1 protein-coding gene is annotated in these 20904 nt (G+C 66.2%); it reads left to right on the forward strand.

The window, feature by feature from the left end:
* Positions 1-24: 24 nt before the first annotated feature.
* Positions 25-20895 carry a non-ribosomal peptide synthase/polyketide synthase gene (locus CH249_RS26865; protein ID WP_256988501.1) on the forward strand — a complete coding sequence of 6957 codons (20871 nt, stop codon included), beginning with the start codon at positions 25-27 and terminating at the stop codon, positions 20893-20895.
* The last annotated feature ends 9 nt before the right edge of the window (positions 20896-20904 follow it).

Genomic DNA, 20904 nt, shown 5'->3' on the forward strand with positions numbered 1-20904 from the left:
AGGATTCGATTGGACCCGCTAGGTGTGGAAGGTGCTGGACGCGACGACGGAGTCGGCGGTCCTGAGCATTCGTCGTTCCCACTGTCACCGGCCCAATTGGGAATGTGGTTCGCGCAGCATGTGGACCCCTCGGTACCCGCGAACATCGCCCAGTACATCGAGCTGCACGGCGACCTCGATGTGGATCTGCTTCGTCGAGCGTCCTCGCAGGCAGCACTCGAGCTGCAGTCCGGATTCGTGCGCATCGTCGAGATCGACGCCGAGCCCCGGCAGGTCGTCGATCCCACCCTCGACGACTCTCTGAACTACCTCGACCTGCGCGGCGAGGCCGATCCGCGGGCAGCGGCCCTGGCCTGGATGCACGGCGACTACAGCGCGCCCATCGACATTCTCCGCGACCGACTGATCGCCGCGACCGTCCTGCGCCTCGAGGACGACGTCTGGTTCTGGTACGAGCGCGTGCATCACGTTGTGCTCGACGGATTCGGTGCCGTCACGTTCATGAACCGCGCGGCCGAGCTCTACACCGCGGCGGTCGAGGGCACCGAACCGAGCAAGAATCTCGCATCGGACCTGACCAAGGTCTACGACATCGACGTGGCCTACCGTGACTCGAGCCGCTTCGAGGCCGACCGTGAGTACTGGGCTTCGCGGATCGACGGTATCGACGGAGTCACCACTCTCGCCGGTCACACCGCTGCCCCTGCGGCGACGAGCCAGATCGACAGCACAGCTCTGTCCGCCGAGACGATGGAAAGACTCGAAGCCCTGCGTGTCGAGACCGACACGACGATGGCGACCATCGTCATCGCCGGCTTCGCCGCCTACCTCGCGCAGATGACCGGACGTGAGGACGTCGTGCTCTCGCTCCCGGTCACCGCGCGCACCACGGCAGTGTTGCGCCGCTCCGGCGGCATGGTCTCCAACGTCGTTCCTCTACGTCTCGACGTCTCGGGTGACACCACCGTCGAGACGCTGCTCGCGCGCGTCAACGCCGAGGTCTCCGGGGCGCTGCGTCACCAGCGCTACCGGCACGAGGACATTCGGCGTGATGCCGGAGCGGTCAGCGGCCAGGCCTCGTTCTTCGGCCCGTGGGTCAACATCATGCTGTTCTTCGGCGAGGTGCGCCTCGGTTCGATGGTCGGCGGCATCAACATTCTCTCGACCGGCCTCATCGAGGATTTCGGGCTCAACCTCTACACCAGTGTTGCCGGGTCGACCACCCACATCGACTTCGAGTCCAATCCCAATCTGTACGGACCCGAGCAGTCCGGTCGGAACCACGAGAGGTTCGTCGATTTCTTCGCCCGGTTCGTGGCATCGGGGCCGAAGGACGCGGTGTGGGATCTGGCCCTGACCGAAGGTGTCGAACGCGAACTCGTCGTGGCGGAGTGGAATGCCACCGAGCACCCGACCGAACCACGCACGTTGCTGTCCGCCTTCGAGGCCGCCGCGGCCGCGCACCCCGACGCGACGGCCCTGGTGTACGAGGGGGAAGCGCTCACCTACGGCGCACTCTCGGCGCGGGTGAACGGTCTGGCTCGCCACCTGATCGACATGGGGGTAGGCCCCGAGACTCTCGTCGGACTCTCGATCCGCCGTTCGTTCGACCTCGTCGTCGGCATGTACGCGATCGTGGCGGCCGGCGGTGCCTGGGTGCCCATCGACCCCGACCACCCTGCCGATCGCACCGCGTACATTCTCGACTCCGCACAGCCGCGCTGCGTGCTGATCTCCTCTCGCGACGACGTTGCGCTGCCCGAGGGAACCGAGACGGTTGCGGTCGACCTCGTCGACTGCACGTCCAGGTCCGCGGAGCCGGTTCGGGATGTCGAACGTACTGCGCCACTGCGATTTTCGAACACCGCATACGTGATCTACACCTCCGGTTCGACCGGACGTCCGAAGGGTGTCGCGGTCGAGCACGCGGCGATCCACAATCAGATGGAATGGATGCTCTCGGAGTATCCGATGGACGCCTCCGACGTCTACCTGCAGAAGACGGCCACCACCTTCGACGTCTCGCTCTGGGGTTTCTTCCTGCCGCTGCGGGTCGGCGCGACGATGGTGCTCGCCACTCCCGACGGGCATCGAGACTCGGTCTACGTGGCCGACAAGATCGCCGAACATCGAGTCACCGTCACCGATTTCGTGCCGTCGATGCTGACGGTGTTCGTGGCCAACGCGCCCGCGGGCACCTGCAGTTCGCTGCGCCACGTGTTCGTCATCGGCGAGGCACTGCCGGTCGAGACCGCGGCGGCGTTCCGCTCGATGTGTCGAGCCGGTCTGCACAATCTCTACGGCCCCACCGAAGCCGCCGTCTCGGTCACCTATCACCCCAGCGGCCCGCAGGACACCCGCACCGTTCCGATCGGTGTGCCCGAGTGGAACACGAAAGCCTTCGTTCTCGACGGTCGCCTGCGACCCACCCCCATCGGCGAATCGGGAGAGCTGTACCTCGCCGGCGTCCAGTTGGCGCGCGGCTACGTGGGCAGGCCCGATCTGAGCTCGGATCGCTTCGTCGCCAACCCTTTCGGCACCGGCGGCGAACGGATGTACCGCACCGGCGACCTCGTGCGCTGGCGCAGCGACGGCGTGCTGGACTACATCGGCCGGACGGATTTCCAGGTCAAGTTCCGTGGACAACGCATCGAGCTCGGTGAGATCGAAACGGTTCTGCTCGCCCACGAATCCATCTCGCAGGCAGTGGTGTTGGTGGTCCAGACGGTCACCGGTGATCAGTTGGTGGCGTACGTCGTCGCGACCCCGGGACGATCCATCGAATCCGCCGCGGCGATCGAGTTCGCCGGTCACTCCCTACCGTCGTACATGGTGCCTGCAGCGGTCGTCGTACTCGACGCCCTGCCGCTGAACACGAGCGGCAAGCTCGACCGAAAAGCGTTGCCGGAACCGATGTTCAGCAGTGCGAAGAAGTACCGGGCCCCGCAGAGTCGGGCGGAGTACGTCGTCGCCGGTATCTACGAGGATCTGCTCGGGGCCTCCAAGGTCGGTCTGGACGAGGACTTCTTCGAGCTCGGCGGCAACTCTCTGATCGCCACGCAGTTGGTGACCCGAGTGGGCAGCGCTCTCGGAGTTCGCCTCGGCGTTCGTGAGCTGTTCGAGGCTCCCACCGTCGGGGCACTCGCAGCCAGGGCCGAATCGGCGGCTCGGCTCGGGGCGGACACCCCAGTGCTGGAGTCGCGGGAACGGCCCGAGCGTATCCCGCTCTCACCTGCGCAACAGCGCATGTGGTTCCTCAACCGCTTCGACCCCACCACAGCGGTGTACAACCTGCCGTTCTCCGTGCGTCTGACCGGGCCGCTCGACGTGGTAGCACTGTCGGCCGCATTCGCCGACGTCGTCGACCGGCACGAGACGCTGCGTACCGTCTACCCCGAGGTGGACGGCTCTCCCGAACAGGTCGTACTCACGGCGGCGCGGACCCCGGCTACGATTCTGCCGGTCCGTGTCGAACGCGACGAACTGGGCGGTCGCCTGCACGAACTGGTCGGCAAGGGATTCGACGTCACGGTCGATACACCGTTCCGCATCGCACTGTTCGAGATCTCACCGACCGAGCACGAACTCGCGATGGTGTTGCACCACATCGCCGCCGACGGGGCGTCGTTCGGTCCGCTGGCGCGGGATGTGCTGGTGGCGTACTCGAGCCGGATCAAGGGACGCGCCCCCGAGTGGACGCCTCTCGAGGTCCAGTACGCCGACTACGCATTGTGGCAACGAGCGGTACTCGGTCCCGAGACCGATCCGCTGTCGCTGGCGTCGCGCGAAATCGCTTACTGGAGAGCGACTCTCGAGGATCTACCCGATCAGCTGACTTTGCCGTCGAGCAGGCCGCGCCCCGCAGTGTCCTCGAACGCGGGCAGCAAGCTCCGGGTGGACGTTCCGGCTCGTCTGCACGCCTCGCTGGCGAGCCTGGCCCGTGCCAACAACGCCTCGCTGTTCATGGTCATGCAGTCCGCGTACGCGCTGCTGCTCGCCCGGCTCAGCGGCACCACCGACATCGCCATCGGTGCTCCCGTGGCCGGTCGAGGAGAACCCGCACTCGACGACCTGGTCGGCATGTTCGTCAACACCCTCGTACTGCGCACCGAAGTCGATCCGGCGCTGACGTTCGAGGAACTCCTCTCGCGCGTTCGTGACACGGACCTGTCCGCCTTCGCGCACGCAGACGTGCCGTTCGAACGCCTCGTCGAGGTGCTGAACCCGGTGCGTTCGACGTCCCGGCACCCGCTGTTCCAGGTCGCGATCTCGCTGGAATCGGCAATGTCTCGCGAACTCACCGTCGGTGGCCTGCGCGCCGAAGCCGCCGAATTCGATGTACCCATCGCCAAATTCGACGTACAGCTGTGGCTGACCGAGCATCTCGACGACGGCGCACCCGCAGGTATCGACGCGGTGTTCGAGTACGCAACGGATCTGTTCGACGCAGATCTCGTCGAGAGTTTCGCGCGTCGCTTCCTGGCCATTCTGGATGCGGTCACCACGGACGCCACCGTGCCGGTCGGCGACGTCACGATCGTCGATGCCGCGGAGCACCGGTCCGTGCTCTCGCAGTGGAACGCCTCCGGAGACGACGTCTCTCGCGAACTCACCCTGGTGGATCTGCTCGACGCTGCTGCCGCGGCGCACCCCGACGCCGTCGCAGTTCGCTTCGACGGCTCGTCGATGACCTACGCCGAGTTCGACGCGCACACCAATCGCCTTGCCCGCGTTCTGATCTCCCACGGTGTCGGCCCGGAAAGCCTGGTCGCCGTCGCCCTCCCGCGCTCGGCGGAACTCGTCGTCGCGCTCGTCGCGGTGATCAAAGCCGGCGGTGGATACCTGCCCGTCGACCCCAGCTACCCACTCGACCGAGTCGAATACATGCTCGACGACGCGCGGCCGACAACCGTTCTACTGTCCGGCTCGGACCGAGTGGAACTGCCGTCCGACGTCGAAACTCGCACCGGCGCAGCACTGCTCGACATCGACACCGTCGATCTGTCGTCGGTGTCCGGCGATCCCGTCACCGACGGTGACCGGACGAGTCCGCTGCGGCCCGAGAACGTCGCCTACGTCATCTACACCTCGGGTTCGACGGGCAAGCCCAAGGGCGTGATGATTCCGCATCGCAACGTCGTTCGGCTGCTCGACAACACCGAGTCGGTCTACGGCTTCGGCGCCGACGACGTGTGGACGATGTTCCACTCGTACGCCTTCGACTTCTCGGTGTGGGAGCTGTGGGGCCCGTTGCTCTACGGCGGCACGTTGGTCGTCGTCGACTACTTCACCTCGCGATCGCCGGAGGCATTCCACCGGCTGCTCGTCGACGAGCAGGTCACGGTGCTCAACCAGACACCCTCGGCGTTCTATCAACTCTCCGAGGCCGATCGCACCACGGCAACCGAGCACGGCGAACTGTCGCTGCGCTATGTGATCTTCGGTGGTGAAGCCCTCGAACAACGACGGCTGACCGGGTGGTTCGAGCGGCACGGTCACCGTGCGCCCCAGCTCGTCAACATGTACGGCATCACCGAGACGACCGTGCACGTGTCCTACCGAGCGCTCGACGCCGCGTCCGTCGAGAGCAGTGCGTCGGTGGTCGGCAAGCCGATCGCCGGACTGCGGGTGTTCGTGCTGGACACCCGCCTGCATCCGGTTCCGGTCGGGGTTCCCGGCGAAATGTACGTTGCCGGTGGACAATTGGCCCGTGGTTATCTCGGTCGTCGAGAACTGACATCGGTTCGCTTCGTGGCGAACCCGTTCGCGACGGGAGCCGACGAGGGGTCGCTGCTGTACCGGACCGGTGACCTCGCACAGTGGAACGCTGCAGGAGAGCTCGAGTACCTCGGTCGTTCGGACGATCAGGTCAAGGTCCGGGGATTCCGCATCGAGCTGGGCGAGGTGGAGGCAGCGGTGACCGCGCAGCCGACCGTCACCCAGGCCGCCGTGATCGTTCGTGAGGACTCTCCCGGTGCAGCTCGGCTCGTCGCCTACGTGGTGTCCGCTGCGGTCGACGGTCGGCCGATCGTCGACATCGAGGACATCAGAACCGGTATCGCAGAGATGCTTCCGGAGTACATGGTGCCGTCGGCCTTCGTGGTGCTCGACGCGATCCCGCTGACCGTCAACGGCAAGCTCGATCGCCGGGCACTGCCGGCTCCGGTGTTCGAGGTGCGCGAGTTCCGTGCTCCGACGACACCGATCGAGGAGATCGTCGCCGACGTCTTCGCCGACGTCCTCGGAGTCGAGCGTGTGGGTCTGGACGACGACTTCTTCGAGCTCGGCGGTAATTCGCTGATCGCCACGCAGGTGGTCTCGCGCCTGGGAGTCGCTCTCGATGCCACCGTGCCGGTGCGCATGCTGTTCGAGGCATCGACCGTGGCGTTGCTCGCAGTACGGGTGGAGCAGGCCGCAGGAGAAGGTGGCCGCATCGCGCTCGTCGCGACCGTGCGGCCCGAGCGAATCCCGCTCTCGCTCGCGCAGCAGCGGATGTGGTTCCTCAATCGATTCGACGCCGACTCCACCGCGTACAACATTCCGTTCGCACTGAGACTGACCGGCGAACTCGATGTCGCGGCGCTGCAGGTGGCGATCATGGACGTGATCGACCGGCACGAGTCGCTGCGCACCGTCTACCCGGACACCGCAGCGGGCCCGCAGCAGTCCATCCTCGACGCCGCTCAGACGGTGCCGAACCTGATGCCCGTTCCTACGTCCGCGGCCGATATCCAGCGGCAGGTCTTCTCGCTGGCATCGACGACGTTCGACGTGACGGTCAACGTTCCCATTCAGGCACGCCTGTTCGAGATCGGTCCTCGCGAACACGTCATCGCCATGGTGGTGCACCACATCTCGGCCGACGGCTGGTCGATGGGTCCGCTGGCGCGCGACCTCATGATCGCGTACGCCTCGCGCACCGCGTGGGAGAACCCGGCGTGGATGCCGCTGGAGGTGCAGTACGCCGACTACAGCCTGTGGCAACGTTCGGTACTCGGCTCCGAGGACGATCCGCAATCACTGATCTCCGGTCAGGTCGATTACTGGGCCGACATGCTGGCCGGTCTGCCCGACCAGCTCGATCTCCCGACCGATCGACCGCGCCCGAATCGCCAGTCCTACCAGGGATCGTCGATCCGATTCGACGTACCGGCCGAGGTCCATCGGGGACTGTCCTCGCTGGCCCACACGCACAACGCCTCGCTGTTCATGGTCGTGCACGCTGCTCTCGCGGTGCTGCTCGCGCGTCTGTCCGGTACCGAGGACATCGCGATCGGTACCCCGGTCGCAGGCCGTGGCGACGCAGCCCTCGACGACGTGGTCGGCATGTTCGTCAACACCCTCGTGTTGCGCACCGACATCGAGTCGGGTCGGACGTTCTCGGAGCAGATCGGGCGCGCCCGCGAAGTGGCGCTCGGCGCGTTCGGACATGCCGATCTGCCGTTCGAGCGTTTGGTCGAGGTGCTCAATCCGTCCCGATCGCAGGCGCGGCACCCCCTGTTCCAGGTGATGCTCTCGTTCGAGAACCTCACCCGCACGCACGTGGACCTACCGGGTCTGTCGGTGGACAGCGTCGCTCTCGATGCCGAGGTGGCGAAGTTCGACCTGCAGTTGACCGTCACCGAGTCCATCGGAGTGGACGGTCGCGGGCAGGGCATGGCCGCCGAGTTGACCTACGCGACCGACCTGTTCGACGCCGCGACGGTGAGAGGGTTCTCCGAACGTTTCGTGCGGATACTCGGTGCCGTGGTGGCAGATCCCTCGCTGTCGGTGGGAGACATCGACCTTCTCGACGACGGCGAGCGCGACCGAGTCGTGACAGCGTGGAACCGCACCGAACACGAGGTACCGGACCAGGTGACGCTGGTCGACCTGTTCGATCGTCAGGTGGCCGAGACTCCGGATGCGCAGGCGTTGGTGTTCGAGGGTGAGCGGTTGACGTATGCGGAGTTCGCGGGGCGTGCGAATCGTCTTGCGCGACTTCTGGTGTCGGTGGGGGTTGGTCCTGATTCGCTGGTGGGGCTCGCGATCGGGCGGAGTCTGGACCTGTTCGTGGGTATGTATGCGATCGTGAAGGCCGGTGCGGGGTACGTGCCGATCGATCCGTCGCAGCCGGTGGATCGCAACGAGTACATCGTGGCGACGGCGGCTCCGGTTCGGGTGTTGTCGACGACGCGTGATCATGTGGAGTTCGCGGGGGTCGAGACGGTCGATATCGACGCTGTCGATGTGTCGGGTCTGTCGCCGTTGCCGTTGTCCGATGCCGAGCGCACGGCACCGTTGCGGGCGTCGAATCTCGCGTATGTGATCTTCACGTCGGGTTCGACGGGTCGTCCGAAGGGTGTGGGGGTGTCGCACGCGGCGATCGTGAATCGGTTGTTGTGGATGCAGCACGAGTACGGGTTGAGCGCCGGGGATGTGGTGTTGCAGAAGACTCCGTCGACGTTCGATGTGTCGGTGTGGGAGTTCTTCTGGGCGTTGCAGAACGGGGCGTCGGTGGCCATCGCTGTTCCGGATGGTCATCGGGATGCGTTGTATCTGCTCGATGTGATTGCTCGTGAGCATGTGTCGGTGGTGCACTTCGTGCCGTCGATGATGTCGGTGTTCGTACCCGAGGTGGAGCGACGCCGAGCGTCGGGTGCCTCGCTGCGATTGGTGTTCGCATCCGGTGAGGCGTTGGCTCCCACCACGGCCCGCGCGCTACGGCGGGCAATCGCGGGAGTGGAGTTGCACAACCTGTACGGCCCGACCGAGGCTGCGGTCGACGTGACCTATCACGCGGTCACGGACGAGGATTCGGAAGTCATGCCCATCGGTGCGCCGGTGTGGAACACCTCTGTCTACGTGCTCGATTCGCGACTGAATCCCACTCCCGTCGGTGTCGCAGGTGAGCTCTATCTCGCGGGTACTCAGCTGGCACGTGGCTATGTGGGACGGTCGGACCTGACCGCGGACCGCTTCGTGGCCCATCCGTTCGCAACGGGCGGTCGACGCCTCTATCGCACCGGCGATGTCGTGCGGTGGAACCGCAACGGCGAACTGGAATACGTCGGTCGGTCGGACTTCCAGGTGAAGCTGCGTGGCCTGCGCATCGAACTCGGCGAGATCGAATCGGCACTGTTGGCGCAACGTTCGATCTCCCAGGCGGTCGTGGTGGTCCGCCACGAGCAACTCGTCGGGTACGTCGTGCCGTCCGGTGCCTCGGTGGAGACCGGGGCAGTCCTCGGCGCGCTGCGGTCTCGACTGGCGGAGTACATGGTGCCGTCGACGCTGATCGTGCTCGAGGAATTCCCGCTCGGAGCGAGTGGAAAGCTCGACCGCAAGGCCCTGCCCGATCCCGCTTTCGAGGTGACCGAGTACCGGGAACCGACCAACGACATCGAACGGACCGTTGCCGAGGTCTTCGCCCAGGTCCTCGGACTCGAGCGTGTCGGTCTGGACGACGACTTCTTCGAGCTCGGCGGAAACTCCCTCATCGCAACGCAACTGGTGTCGCGACTGGGTGTCGCCATGGACACCCGAATCGCGGTGCGAGAGCTCTTCGACACCTCGACGGTGGCCGATCTGGCCGCGCGGTTGGGCACACTGGTCGCCACCGGAAGCCGTCCACCGCTGGTGCCTCAACAACGGCCGCAACATATTCCGTTGTCTCTGGCGCAGCAGCGTATGTGGTTCCTCAACAAGTTCGACGTCGAATCCGCGGCCAACAACATTCCGATCGCCGTGCGACTGTCCGGTCTGCTGGACCGTCGCGCCATGCAGATCGCGGTCGCGGACGTCGTGGCCCGGCAGCAGTCCCTGCGCACGGTGTTCCCGGAGACCGACGGAACCGCTCATCAGGTCATCGTCGACGCAGCATCTGCCACACCGGATCTGACGCCCATCGAGATCGCCGCCCACGATGTCGCGGGCGCGTTGCGAGATCTGGCGACCACCGGATTCGACCTGTCGAAGGACCTGCCCTTCCGGACCAGACTCTTCGAGGTCAGCCCAACCGAGCACCTGTTGGTTTTCGTCGTCCACCACATCGCGGCCGACGGATTCTCGCTGGGCCCGCTCACCCGAGACGTGATGAACGCGTACGCGGCTCGCTCGCTGAACCAGGAGCCCTTCTGGTCTCCGCTGCCGGTCGACTATGCCGATTACAGCCTCTGGCAGCGCGAAGTACTCGGTTCCGAGGACGATCCTCAGTCGGTCGTGTCGCAGCAGATCGACTACTGGACAACCGCTCTGGCCGGCCTGCCGGACCAGCTCGACGTGCCGTCCGATCGCCCGAGGCCCGTGGTGGCATCCAACAGTGGTGCGCTCGTGCGGTTCTCGATCGACGAGGATCTGCACCGCGCACTGATCGATGCCGCCAGAGCAGAGAACGCATCGCTGTTCATGGTGGTGCACACATCGTTGGCCGTACTGCTGTCGCGGTTGTCCGGCGAAGCCGACATCGCGATCGGCACCCCGGTCGCCGGTCGTGGCGAGGCCGCCCTGGACGACTTGATCGGCATGTTCGTCAACACCCTGGTGTTGCGCACCGAGATCGACACCTCGCGTCGATTCGACCAGGTGCTCGCCGACACCCGCGAGACCGACCTGTCGGCCCTGGCCCACGTGGACGTACCGTTCGAGCGACTGGTCGAAATCCTGAACCCCGCCCGATCCACGGCTCGTCATCCCCTCGTGCAGGTGGTGCTCGCGTTCCAGAACCTGGGACAGAAGGATCTCGAACTGCCCGGACTGTCGGTCTCGGGTGTCGACTTCGAGACCCTGGTCGCGCTGTTCGATCTGCAGTTCACGTTCGTCGAGTCGATCGGACCCAGCGGCGCTCCGCAGGGCATGACCGTCGACGTCACCTACGCCACCGATCTCTTCGACGAGGCCACGGTCGTCGCGCTCGGCGATCGCCTGATCACAGTTCTCGAAGCCGTCGCGGGCAACCTCTCGACCGTGGTCGGCGACATCGAATTGCTCGAGCCCGTCGAACGCAGGCGGGTGCTGGTCGACTGGAACGACACCGAGCACGAGCTCGACCGGGCCCAGACATTGGCCTCGCTCGCCGGGCAGGTCGATTCGGCCTCTCCTGCACTGGTTTTCGGAGACGACACTCTCACTCACAGCGAATTCCAGGAGCGGGTCGCCCGCCTGGCTCGGTACCTGATCGCCCACGGTGTCGGACCCGAGAGCGCGGTGGGCATCGCTGCCCGTCGCTCGGTGGAACTGCTCGTCGGAATTCATGCGATCATCGCCGCCGGTGGTGCGTACGTTCCGATCGATCCGGACCAGCCGGCCGAGCGGATCGCGCACATTCTCGGAACCGCGGCACCGGTCTGCGTGCTGACCACGTCGCGCGACGAGGTGGCGGCCGACGGCGTCGAGGTCATCGACATCGACACCCTCGATCTGTCGGGCTTCTCCGATGCGCCGATCACCGACGCGGACCGAATCAGTGCGCTGGCACCGTCGAACACCGCCTACGTCATCTTCACATCGGGTTCGACCGGCCAGCCCAAGGGTGTGGCCGTCACGCACGAGGCGATCGTCAACCGCCTGCTGTGGATGCAGTCGGAGTACGAGCTCGCCGCCGACGACGTCGTGCTGCAGAAGACCCCTGTCACGTTCGACGTGTCGGTATGGGAACTGTTCTGGCCGTTGCAGATCGGTGCCACACTGGTCATCGCGAAGCCCGAGGGCCATCGTGATCCGCAGTACCTGCTCGAGACGATCGAGGCGCAGTCGGTCACCACGGCACACTTCGTACCGTCGCTGCTCGAGGTCTTCGTCTCCGTCGTGGCCGCGGCACCGTCGCCTGCGGCCACCTCTCTGCGGACTCTGTTCGCGTCCGGGGAGGCGCTGCCCGCCGAGGTCGGCGACCGGCTCCGACGCGTCCTGCCGGGCGTGGCGCTGCACAACCTCTACGGTCCCACCGAGGCTGCGGTCGACGTCACCTATCACGCGGTGACGGAGGCGGACGTCGACCTCGTTCCGATCGGTGTGCCGGTGTGGAACACCAGAACGTATGTTCTCGACGCTCGACTGTCTCCGGTCGCTCCCGGGGTGGCGGGCGAGCTGTACCTCGCCGGGGTTCAGCTGGCGCGCGGCTATCTCGGACGGACGGACCTGACGGCCGATCGGTTCCTTCCCGACCCGTTCGGAGAACCGGGTACTCGCATGTACCGCACCGGTGACCTGGTGCGCTGGCGTGCAGTGTCCTCGGGTTCGGGACGGTTGGAGTACCTGGGCCGCACCGACTTCCAGGTCAAGCTGCGTGGACTGCGCATCGAACTCGGCGAGATCGAGACCGTGTTGCGCAGACACCCGTCCGTGGAATCCGCCGTCGTTCTGGTTCGGCAGACCGCTGCCGCGGGCGACCAGCTGGTCGCCTACGTGGTGCCCGCGGTCGGCGGGACCGTCGACGTCGCCGAGCTGGCCGACTTCGCGTCGCGCTCACTCGCGAGCTACATGGTTCCGGCCGCGACCGTCGTGCTCGACGCACTGCCGCTCACGCCCAACGGCAAGCTCGATCGTCGCGCGCTGCCGGAGCCGAACATCGAGCAGCGCCCATTCCGCGCGCCGTCCACCACATCGGAAATCGTTGTGGCAGAGGTGTTCCGCGATGTTCTCGGTATCGACGTCGTCGGTGCCGACGACGAGTTCTTCGCTCTCGGTGGCAACTCCCTCGTCGCCACGAGAGTCGCGTCGAGAATCGGCGCGGCACTCGACACCACCGTGACCGTTCGGACGATCTTCGAGGCCTCGACCGTGTCCGCACTGGCGGCCAAGCTCGACGAGCTCTCGGGTTCGGGCCGTCGAATTCCTCTGGTGCGCACCGATCTACCGGACCTGGTACCGCTCTCGCTCGCGCAGCGCCGGATGTGGTTCCTCAATCGGTTCGACCCCGAATCCGCGACGGAGAACCTCCCTGTCGCCATCGAGCTCGGCGGCGATCTCGACATTGCCGCTCTGCGCGCGGCAGTGGCCGACGTGGTCGAGCGACACGAGTCCCTGCGAACGGTCTACCCGGAGGTCGACGGCGTCGCCTCTCAGGTGATCGTTCCTGCGGAACAGGTGACGCCGGATCTGGTGCCGACTGCGACCACCACCGCCGAACTGCCGTCGGCCCTGGCGGCGCTGGCCATGGGCGGGTTCGACGTCACCGCTGCGCCGCCGTTGCGTGCGGCGTTGTTCGAGCTCGACTCGGACCGCCACGTTCTCGCGTTCGTCACCCACCACATCGCTGCGGACGGCTTCTCGATCGGTCCCATGACTCGGGATCTGATGGTTGCGTACGCAGCCCGTAGCGCGGGCACCGAGCCCGGTTGGACTCCACTCGCCGTCCGCTACGTCGACTACACCCTCTGGCAGCAGGCCGTCCTCGGTTCCGAGGACGATCCGACGTCACCGGTCTCGAACCAGATTCGGCACTGGACTCGTGCGCTGTCCGCGTTGCCGGACGAGGTCACCTTCCCCGGCGATCGTGTCCGCCCGGACCGGTCGTCGTACCGCGGCGGCAACATCACGCTCGCCCTCGACGCCGAGACGCACGGCCGCCTCGGCGACGTGGCCCGCGCCAACCAGAGCTCGCTGTTCATGGTGTTGCACTCCTCGCTCGCCGTGCTGCTGGCCCGACTGTCCGGTGAGACCGACATCGCGATCGGAACCCCGGTCGCAGGGCGCGGTGAGGCAGCCCTCGACGACGTCATCGGAATGTTCGTCAACACACTGGTGCTGCGGACCGACATCGATCACGGCGACGCGTTCACCGAGCTTCTGGCTCGGGCACGCGAGACGGACCTGTCGGCGTTCGCCCACGCCGAGGTGCCGTTCGAGCGGCTCGTCGAGGTACTCGACCCACCGCGGTCGGCTGCTCGTCACCCGCTCGTCCAGGTGATGCTCACCGTGCAGAACATGGAGCAGACCGAGCTCGAACTCCCCGGCCTGAGCGTGCGCGCAGTCGACCTCGACGTCGAGACGGCCAAGTTCGACGTTCAGTTCACCTTCACCGAGAACCACATCGACGGCGGCATGACCATCGACGTCACCTTCGCCCGCGACCTGTACGACGACAGCACGGCACGTGCACTCGGTGAACGCCTGATCCGCGTCCTCGAGTCCGTCGCCGGCGATCCGGGTCAGCGAATCGGCGACCTCCCGGTGATGGACGAAGCCGAACGCGGCCGGGTGCTCGCGCTCGCCCAGGACGCGCCTGCCGTCGCCGATTCGCTCGACACGATCGTCGATCTGTTCGCCGCTCGGGTGGCCGAGGACCCCGACGCTCCGGCAGTGGTGTTCGAGGGTGCTCACAGAAGTTACCGAGAGATCGACGAGTCCTCGACTGCGTTGGCGAGAGTCCTCGCCGCTCAGGGAGTAGGGCCGGAGTCGTTGGTGGCCGTCGTGCTGCCGCGCACCGCCGATCTCGTCGTGGCACTGCTCGCGGTGCTCAAAGCCGGTGGTGCCTACGTCCCGATCGATCCGTCCTACCCGGCCGACCGGATCGAATTCGTGCTCACCGATTCTCGTCCGGTTGCCGTACTGACATGGGCCGGTGTGGACGTCGCGCTTCCCGCAACGCTTCCCAGGATCGATATCGACACGGCCCCGGCCGAGGGCGACGGGGCGTCGGCCGATCCGGTTCCGGCGTCCGCGGCATCGACGGCGTACGTCATCTACACCTCGGGCTCGACGGGCAAGCCGAAGGGCGTTCTGATCCCGCATCGCAACGTCGTACGGTTGTTGGCGAACACGGCTCGGCACTTCGATTTCGGTCGACACGACGTGTGGACGCTGTTCCACTCGTTCGCGTTCGACTTCTCGGTGTGGGAACTGTGGGGCCCGCTGACCACCGGCGGTAGCGTCGTCGTGGTCGACTACTTCACCTCCCGGTCGCCGGAAGCATTGCGGGAGTTGCTCGTTCGTGAGCGTGTCACCGTTCTGAACCAGACTCCGTCCGCCTTCTACCAGCTCGATCAGGTCGATCGCACCGCAGGCTCGGCAGACGACTATTCGTTGCGGTACATCGTGTTCGGTGGTGAGGCGTTGGAACTGCGACGACTCACCGGTTGGTTCGAGCGTCACGGCGACGATTCCCCGCAACTGGTCAACATGTACGGCATCACCGAAACCACGGTGCACGTCTCGCACCGTGTCGTGGACGCGCGGTCCGCGGCGCAGGCATCGGGATCCCTTGTGGGACGCGCCATCTCCGGACTGTCGGTGTACGTACTGGATTCACGGCTGTCGCTGGTACCCGCAGGTGTACCGGGGGAGATGTACGTCTCCGGTGGTCAGGTCGCGCGCGGGTATCTCGGTCGCGCGGGATTGAGCGCGACGAGGTTCGTCGCCGATCCTTTCGCAGGCGACGGATCGGTGCTCTACCGCACCGGCGACGTGGCACGGTGGTCCACCGACGGCGAACTCGAGTTCGTCGGTCGCGCCGACGACCAGGTCAAGATCCGTGGTTTTCGCATCGAGCTGGGCGAGGTCGAATCCGCCGTCGCATCCGCTCCCGCCGTCGGGCAGGCAGCGGTGATCGTGCGCGAGGACACTCCCGGTGCCGCACGCCTGGTTGCGTACGTCGTGCCCGCGGCCGAGTCGACGATCGACATCGACGTCGTCAGGGCAGCGGTCGGGGAGAATCTTCCCGAGTACATGGTGCCCTCGGCGTTCGTGGTTCTCGACGCGATTCCCCTGACCGCCAACGGAAAACTGGACCGACGAGCCCTGCCCGAGCCGGCGGCGCGCACACGTGAGTTCCGGCCACCGACCACTCCGGTGGAGGGCATGGTCGCCGATGTCTTCGCCGACGTTCTCGGCATCGAACGGGTCGGTCTCGACGACGACTTCTTCGAGCTCGGCGGCAACTCGCTGGTCGCGACGCAGGTGGTGTCCAGGCTGGGTGCTGCAGCGCAGACGACCGTTCCCGTCCGCGCGCTGTTCGAGGCCCCGACGGTCGCTGCTCTGGCAGCGCGGGTCGAGCAGGGGTCGGGCGCAGCTGCGCGTCCGGCGCTGGTGGCATCGACGCGACCGAGCCGAGTGCCGCTCTCGCTCGCACAGCAGCGGATGTGGTTCCTCAACCGCTTCGACTCCGAGTCCACGGCGTACAACATCCCGTTCGCGCTTCGGCTCAGCGGACGCCTCGACGTCGACGCGTTGCAGCGTGCAGTTTCCGACGTGATCGAGCGTCACGAAACTCTGCGATCGGTGTACCCGGATTCACCCGAGGGCCCACACCAGGTGATCGTGCCGATGTCGGAGGTGCCGACCACACTCGAGGTGATCGACACCGACGCGGCGTCGGTGACCGCTCGGGTTCTGGAACTTCTGTCGGCGACCTTCGACGTCACGACCCGGGTTCCGCTGAAGACCGCGCTCTTCCGCGTCTCGGACACCGAGTTCGTACTCGGAATGGTCATCCACCACATCAGCGCCGACGGTCTGTCGGTGATGCCGTTGTCCACAGACGTCATGACCGCATATGCCGCTCGCACCCGCGGCTCCGATCCCGCGTGGGCGCCGCTGCCGGTGCAGTACGCCGATTACGCACTGTGGCAGCGCCAGGTCCTCGGATCCGAGGAGGACTCGGAATCGATTGCTGCGCAGCAGATTCGGTACTGGGAAGCTGCGCTGGCCGAGCTGCCCGAGCAGATCGAACTTCCGCTGGATCGTCCGCGTCCCGCCGAGCAGACCTTCCGGGGCGGCCGTATCGATTTCCGGATCGACGCAGCCGCGCACGCTCGACTGACCGAACTGGCACGTGCGCACAACGCGACGGTGTTCATGGCGGTGCACGCGGCGTTCGCCGTCCTGCTCTCGCGTATATCGGGATCGCCGGACATCGTCGTCGGAACCCCCATCGCGGGTCGCGGTGAAGCGGCCATCGAAAACCTCGTCGGCATGTTCGTCAACACCTTGGTGCTGCGGCTCGACGTCGCGGGGGGAGCGAGTTTCGAGGACCTTCTCGACGCGGCTCGAGAGACCGACCTGCAGGCGTTCGCCAACTCCGACATACCGTTCGAGCGGCTCGTCGAGGTGGTCAACCCCACCCGGTCGACGGCGCGTCACCCGCTGTTCCAGGTCGGCTTCTCGTTCCAGAACTTCGCTCGCCGAGAATTCGAGCTCGACGGACTGGACATCTCGGCACTGGACACCGAGACCGGGACGTCGCAGTTCGACCTGCACCTGATCGTCTCGGACGCCCCGCGCGAGGACGAGGTGTCGGGCGGCTTCGATGCCTTGTTGACGTATGCGACCGATCTGTTCGACGAGCGCACCGCTCGCTCGCTCGTCGCCCGGTTCGAGGCCGTTCTCGACGCCGTCGCGGCGTCCCCGTCGACGCCGGTCGGCGATCTCGATCTGTTCCTCGACGGTGAGCTGCCCGCCATCGTCGACGAGTGGAACGACACCGACCGCGACTTCGATTCCGCAGACGGCACCACGCTCGCCGATCTGTTCGTGGAGTCGGCAGCGCGCAACGGTGACGCCGTTGCACTCGTGCACGACGACGGGACGCTGACGTACGGTGAGTTCTCCGAACGGGTCTCGCGTCTGGCCCGCCACCTGATCGGCCTGGGCGTCGGACCCGAAGTGCCGGTGGGGCTCGCCATTCGGCGATCGGTGGATCTGCTCGTGGGCATGTACGCCATCTCCGTGGCCGGTGGTGCCTACGTCCCGATCGATCCGGATCAGCCGGCCGAGCGCAACGCGCTCGTGTTGGAGACCGCAGGTCCGCTGTGCGTGCTGACATCCGGTGCCGTCGGTCCGGAGATCTCCTCTGCAGCCACGGTCGTCGATCTGACACAGCTCGATCTCGCGAGCTTCTCGCCCGCGCCGGTGGATGCCTCGGAGCGCTCGGGTGTGCTTTCCGCCGACAACACCGCTTACGTCATCTTCACGTCCGGCTCCACCGGACGCCCCAAGGGCGTTGCGGTCTCGCACGGTGCCGTCGTCAACCAGTTGAACTGGTTGCGTGCGGAGTACGGCCTCGACGAGACCGATGCGGCGCTGCTCAAGACCGCAGCGACGTTCGACCTGTCGGTGTGGGAGTTCTGGTCGCAGCTGACCTCGGGTGGACGACTCGTCGTCGCGAATCCGGAGGGGCATCGCGATCCCGATTACCTGCTCACGCTGGTCCGTCGACACTCGGTGACGACGTTGCATCTGGTCCCGTCGATGTTGTCGATGCTCGGCACCGTTGCCGCGGGCGAACTGTCACCCGATCTGCGACGCGTCCTGGCCATCGGCGAAGCGCTACCCGCGGCGGTTGCGCAGGATTTCCGGCGGCACAACGGTTCTGCCGAGCTGCACAATCTCTACGGCCCGACCGAGGCAGCGGTGTCGGTGACCTCGCATCCGGTCACCGATGCCGACACCGTCGCCGTGCCGATCGGCGTGCCCGAGGCCAACACCGCCGTGTTCGTGCTGGACTCTCGCCTGCATCCGGTTCCGGCCGGGGTCACCGGGGAGCTCTACCTCGCGGGCACGCAACTCGCGCGGGGATACTTCGGGCGAGCAGACCTCACCGCGGAACGGTTCGTGGCCAATCCGTTCGACGCGAACGGAACGCGGATGTATCGCACGGGCGATCTCGTGCGGTGGCGGGTTCCGCTCGTCGACGGCGAACCGGCAGCGGCCCGCCTCGAGTACATCGAGCGCGCCGACTTCCAGGTCAAGATCCGCGGATTCCGCATCGAACTCGGTGAGATCGAGGCAGCCCTGCGCGCTCAGGCAACGGTGGCCGACACCGCCGTCGTGGTGCACAGCGGCGAATCGATGGGGGACCAGCTGGTCGCCTACGTCGTCGGGCAGTCCGGGGCGGTACTCGACGTGGCGAGTGTCGAAGCCGAACTCGCTCGCGCCGTGCCGTCGTACATGGTTCCGGCAGCGTTCGTCGTCCTCGATGCCCTGCCGCTCAACGCAAACGGCAAACTGGATCGACGGGCCCTTCCGGCACCGCAGTTCGAGGTTGCCGAGTTCCGGGCCCCGGTCACTCCGATCGAGGAGATCGTCGCGTCCACCGTGGCGGAACTGCTCGGCCTCGACCGCGCCGGACTCGACGAGGACTTCTTCGCGCTCGGTGGAAACTCATTGGTCGCAACACAACTGGTCTCGAGGTTGGGTCAGGCGCTCGACGCTCAGATTCCGGTGCGAGCAGTGTTCGCGGCGTCCACCGTCGCGGGCCTGGCCGCCCACATCGCCCCGCTCGTCGGTGGCGGTGCGCGCCGAGAACTGACCGTCCGAGAGCGACCCGATCTGCTTCCGCTCTCGATCGCTCAGGAAAGAATGTGGACGATCAACCGGATCGACCCCGGTTCCTCGGCCTACAACATCCCGGTCGCGGTCCGGTTGACCGGCGAGCTCGACATCGACTCCCTGCGCGGGGCATTCGACGACGTTCTCGGACGCCACGAAATTCTGCGCACGGCGTACCCCGACTCGGTGGACGGGCCGGTCCAGCAGATCGGTTCCGTCGCCGAGGTAGGAATCGAGCTGACGCCCGAGCAGGTGGAACCGGATGCGGTGATCTCCCGCCTGACCGAAACCCTCGGTGCCGGGTTCGACGTCACGAAGTCGGTTCCGGTGCGGGCTGCTCTGCTGCAGGTCGGCGGGAACGAACACGTACTGGCCGTGGTGGCTCACCACATCGCCGCCGACGGCTTCTCGATGGGTCCGCTGATCCGGGATGTCATGGTGGCCTACACCGCCCGGGTTGCGGGGGAGATGCCGGCATGGACGCCGCTACCGGTCCAGTACGCCGACTTCGCGCTGTGGCAGCGTGAGGTGCTCGGCAGCGAGAGCGATCCCGACAGTCCGCTCGCGAAGCAGCTCGCGTACTGGACGACCGAGTTGGCGGGAGCACCGGAACAGTTGGCGCTCCCGCTGGATCGACCGCGGCCGCCTCGCCCGACGATGCAGGGTGCCTCGTACGATTTCTCGTTCGGCACCGACATCGCATCGGCGATCGAGAAGATCGCTCGCGAACACTCCGCGACGACGTTCATGGTGGTGCACAGCGCCTTCGCCGTGCTGCTCTCGAGGCTGAGCAACTCCTCCGACATCAGCATCGGCACACCCACTGCAGGTCGCGGCGAACAGCAACTCGACGAGCTCGTCGGCATGTTCGTCAACACGCTCGTGTTGCGCACTCGACTGAACCAGAGCGGTACGTTCGTCGAGCTGTTGCAGCAGGCCAAGGACAAGGATCTGGCGGCGTTCGGTCACGCTGACGTCCCCTTCGAGCGACTCGTCGACGCACTGGGCCGGGCGCGATCGAGTGCCTACACTCCGCTGTTCCAGGCGATGTTGACGTTCCAGAACCACGTGACCGGAACGTTCGAGCTGCCGGGTCTGCAGGTGCAGGCCCTGCCCGCGGGCGAGGACCAGGCCAAGTTCGATCTGCAGCTGACCGCCGTCGAACGATTCGACGACACCGGGGCACTGCGCGACATCGAGGCGACGTTCACCTACGCAACGGCGATCCTCGACGAGTCGTCGATCGCGACCTTCGCCGATCGGTTGCTGCGAATTCTGAACGCCGTCGTCTCGGATCCGGACGTGGTGCTGCGGTCGATCGACATCCTCTCCGACGAGGAGAAGGCGGAGTTCGCACCGCGAACCAAACCCAAGACGGTGGACGATCTGCCCGAGCTGGTTGCCCGGGCAGCGACCGTCGCACCCGATGCGGTGGCCATCGAACACGAATCGACAACGGTCGATTTCGCTGCTCTGCACGCCAAACTGGCGCAGATGTCGGCAACGATGGGCTCTGCGATGAAGCCGCAGGCTCTGGTGACGGTCACGCTGTCGGCACTGATTCCGGGTATCTTGCCCGCCCTCGGTGCGGAGGGGCTGACCGCCGCTCTGGCATCGTTGATCGAACGGGCGGAGTCGGTGATCGCGTCGTCGTGACGAATGCCG

The organism is Rhodococcus sp. 05-2255-3B1 (assembly GCF_002258545.1).
Taxonomy (GTDB): domain Bacteria; phylum Actinomycetota; class Actinomycetes; order Mycobacteriales; family Mycobacteriaceae; genus Rhodococcoides.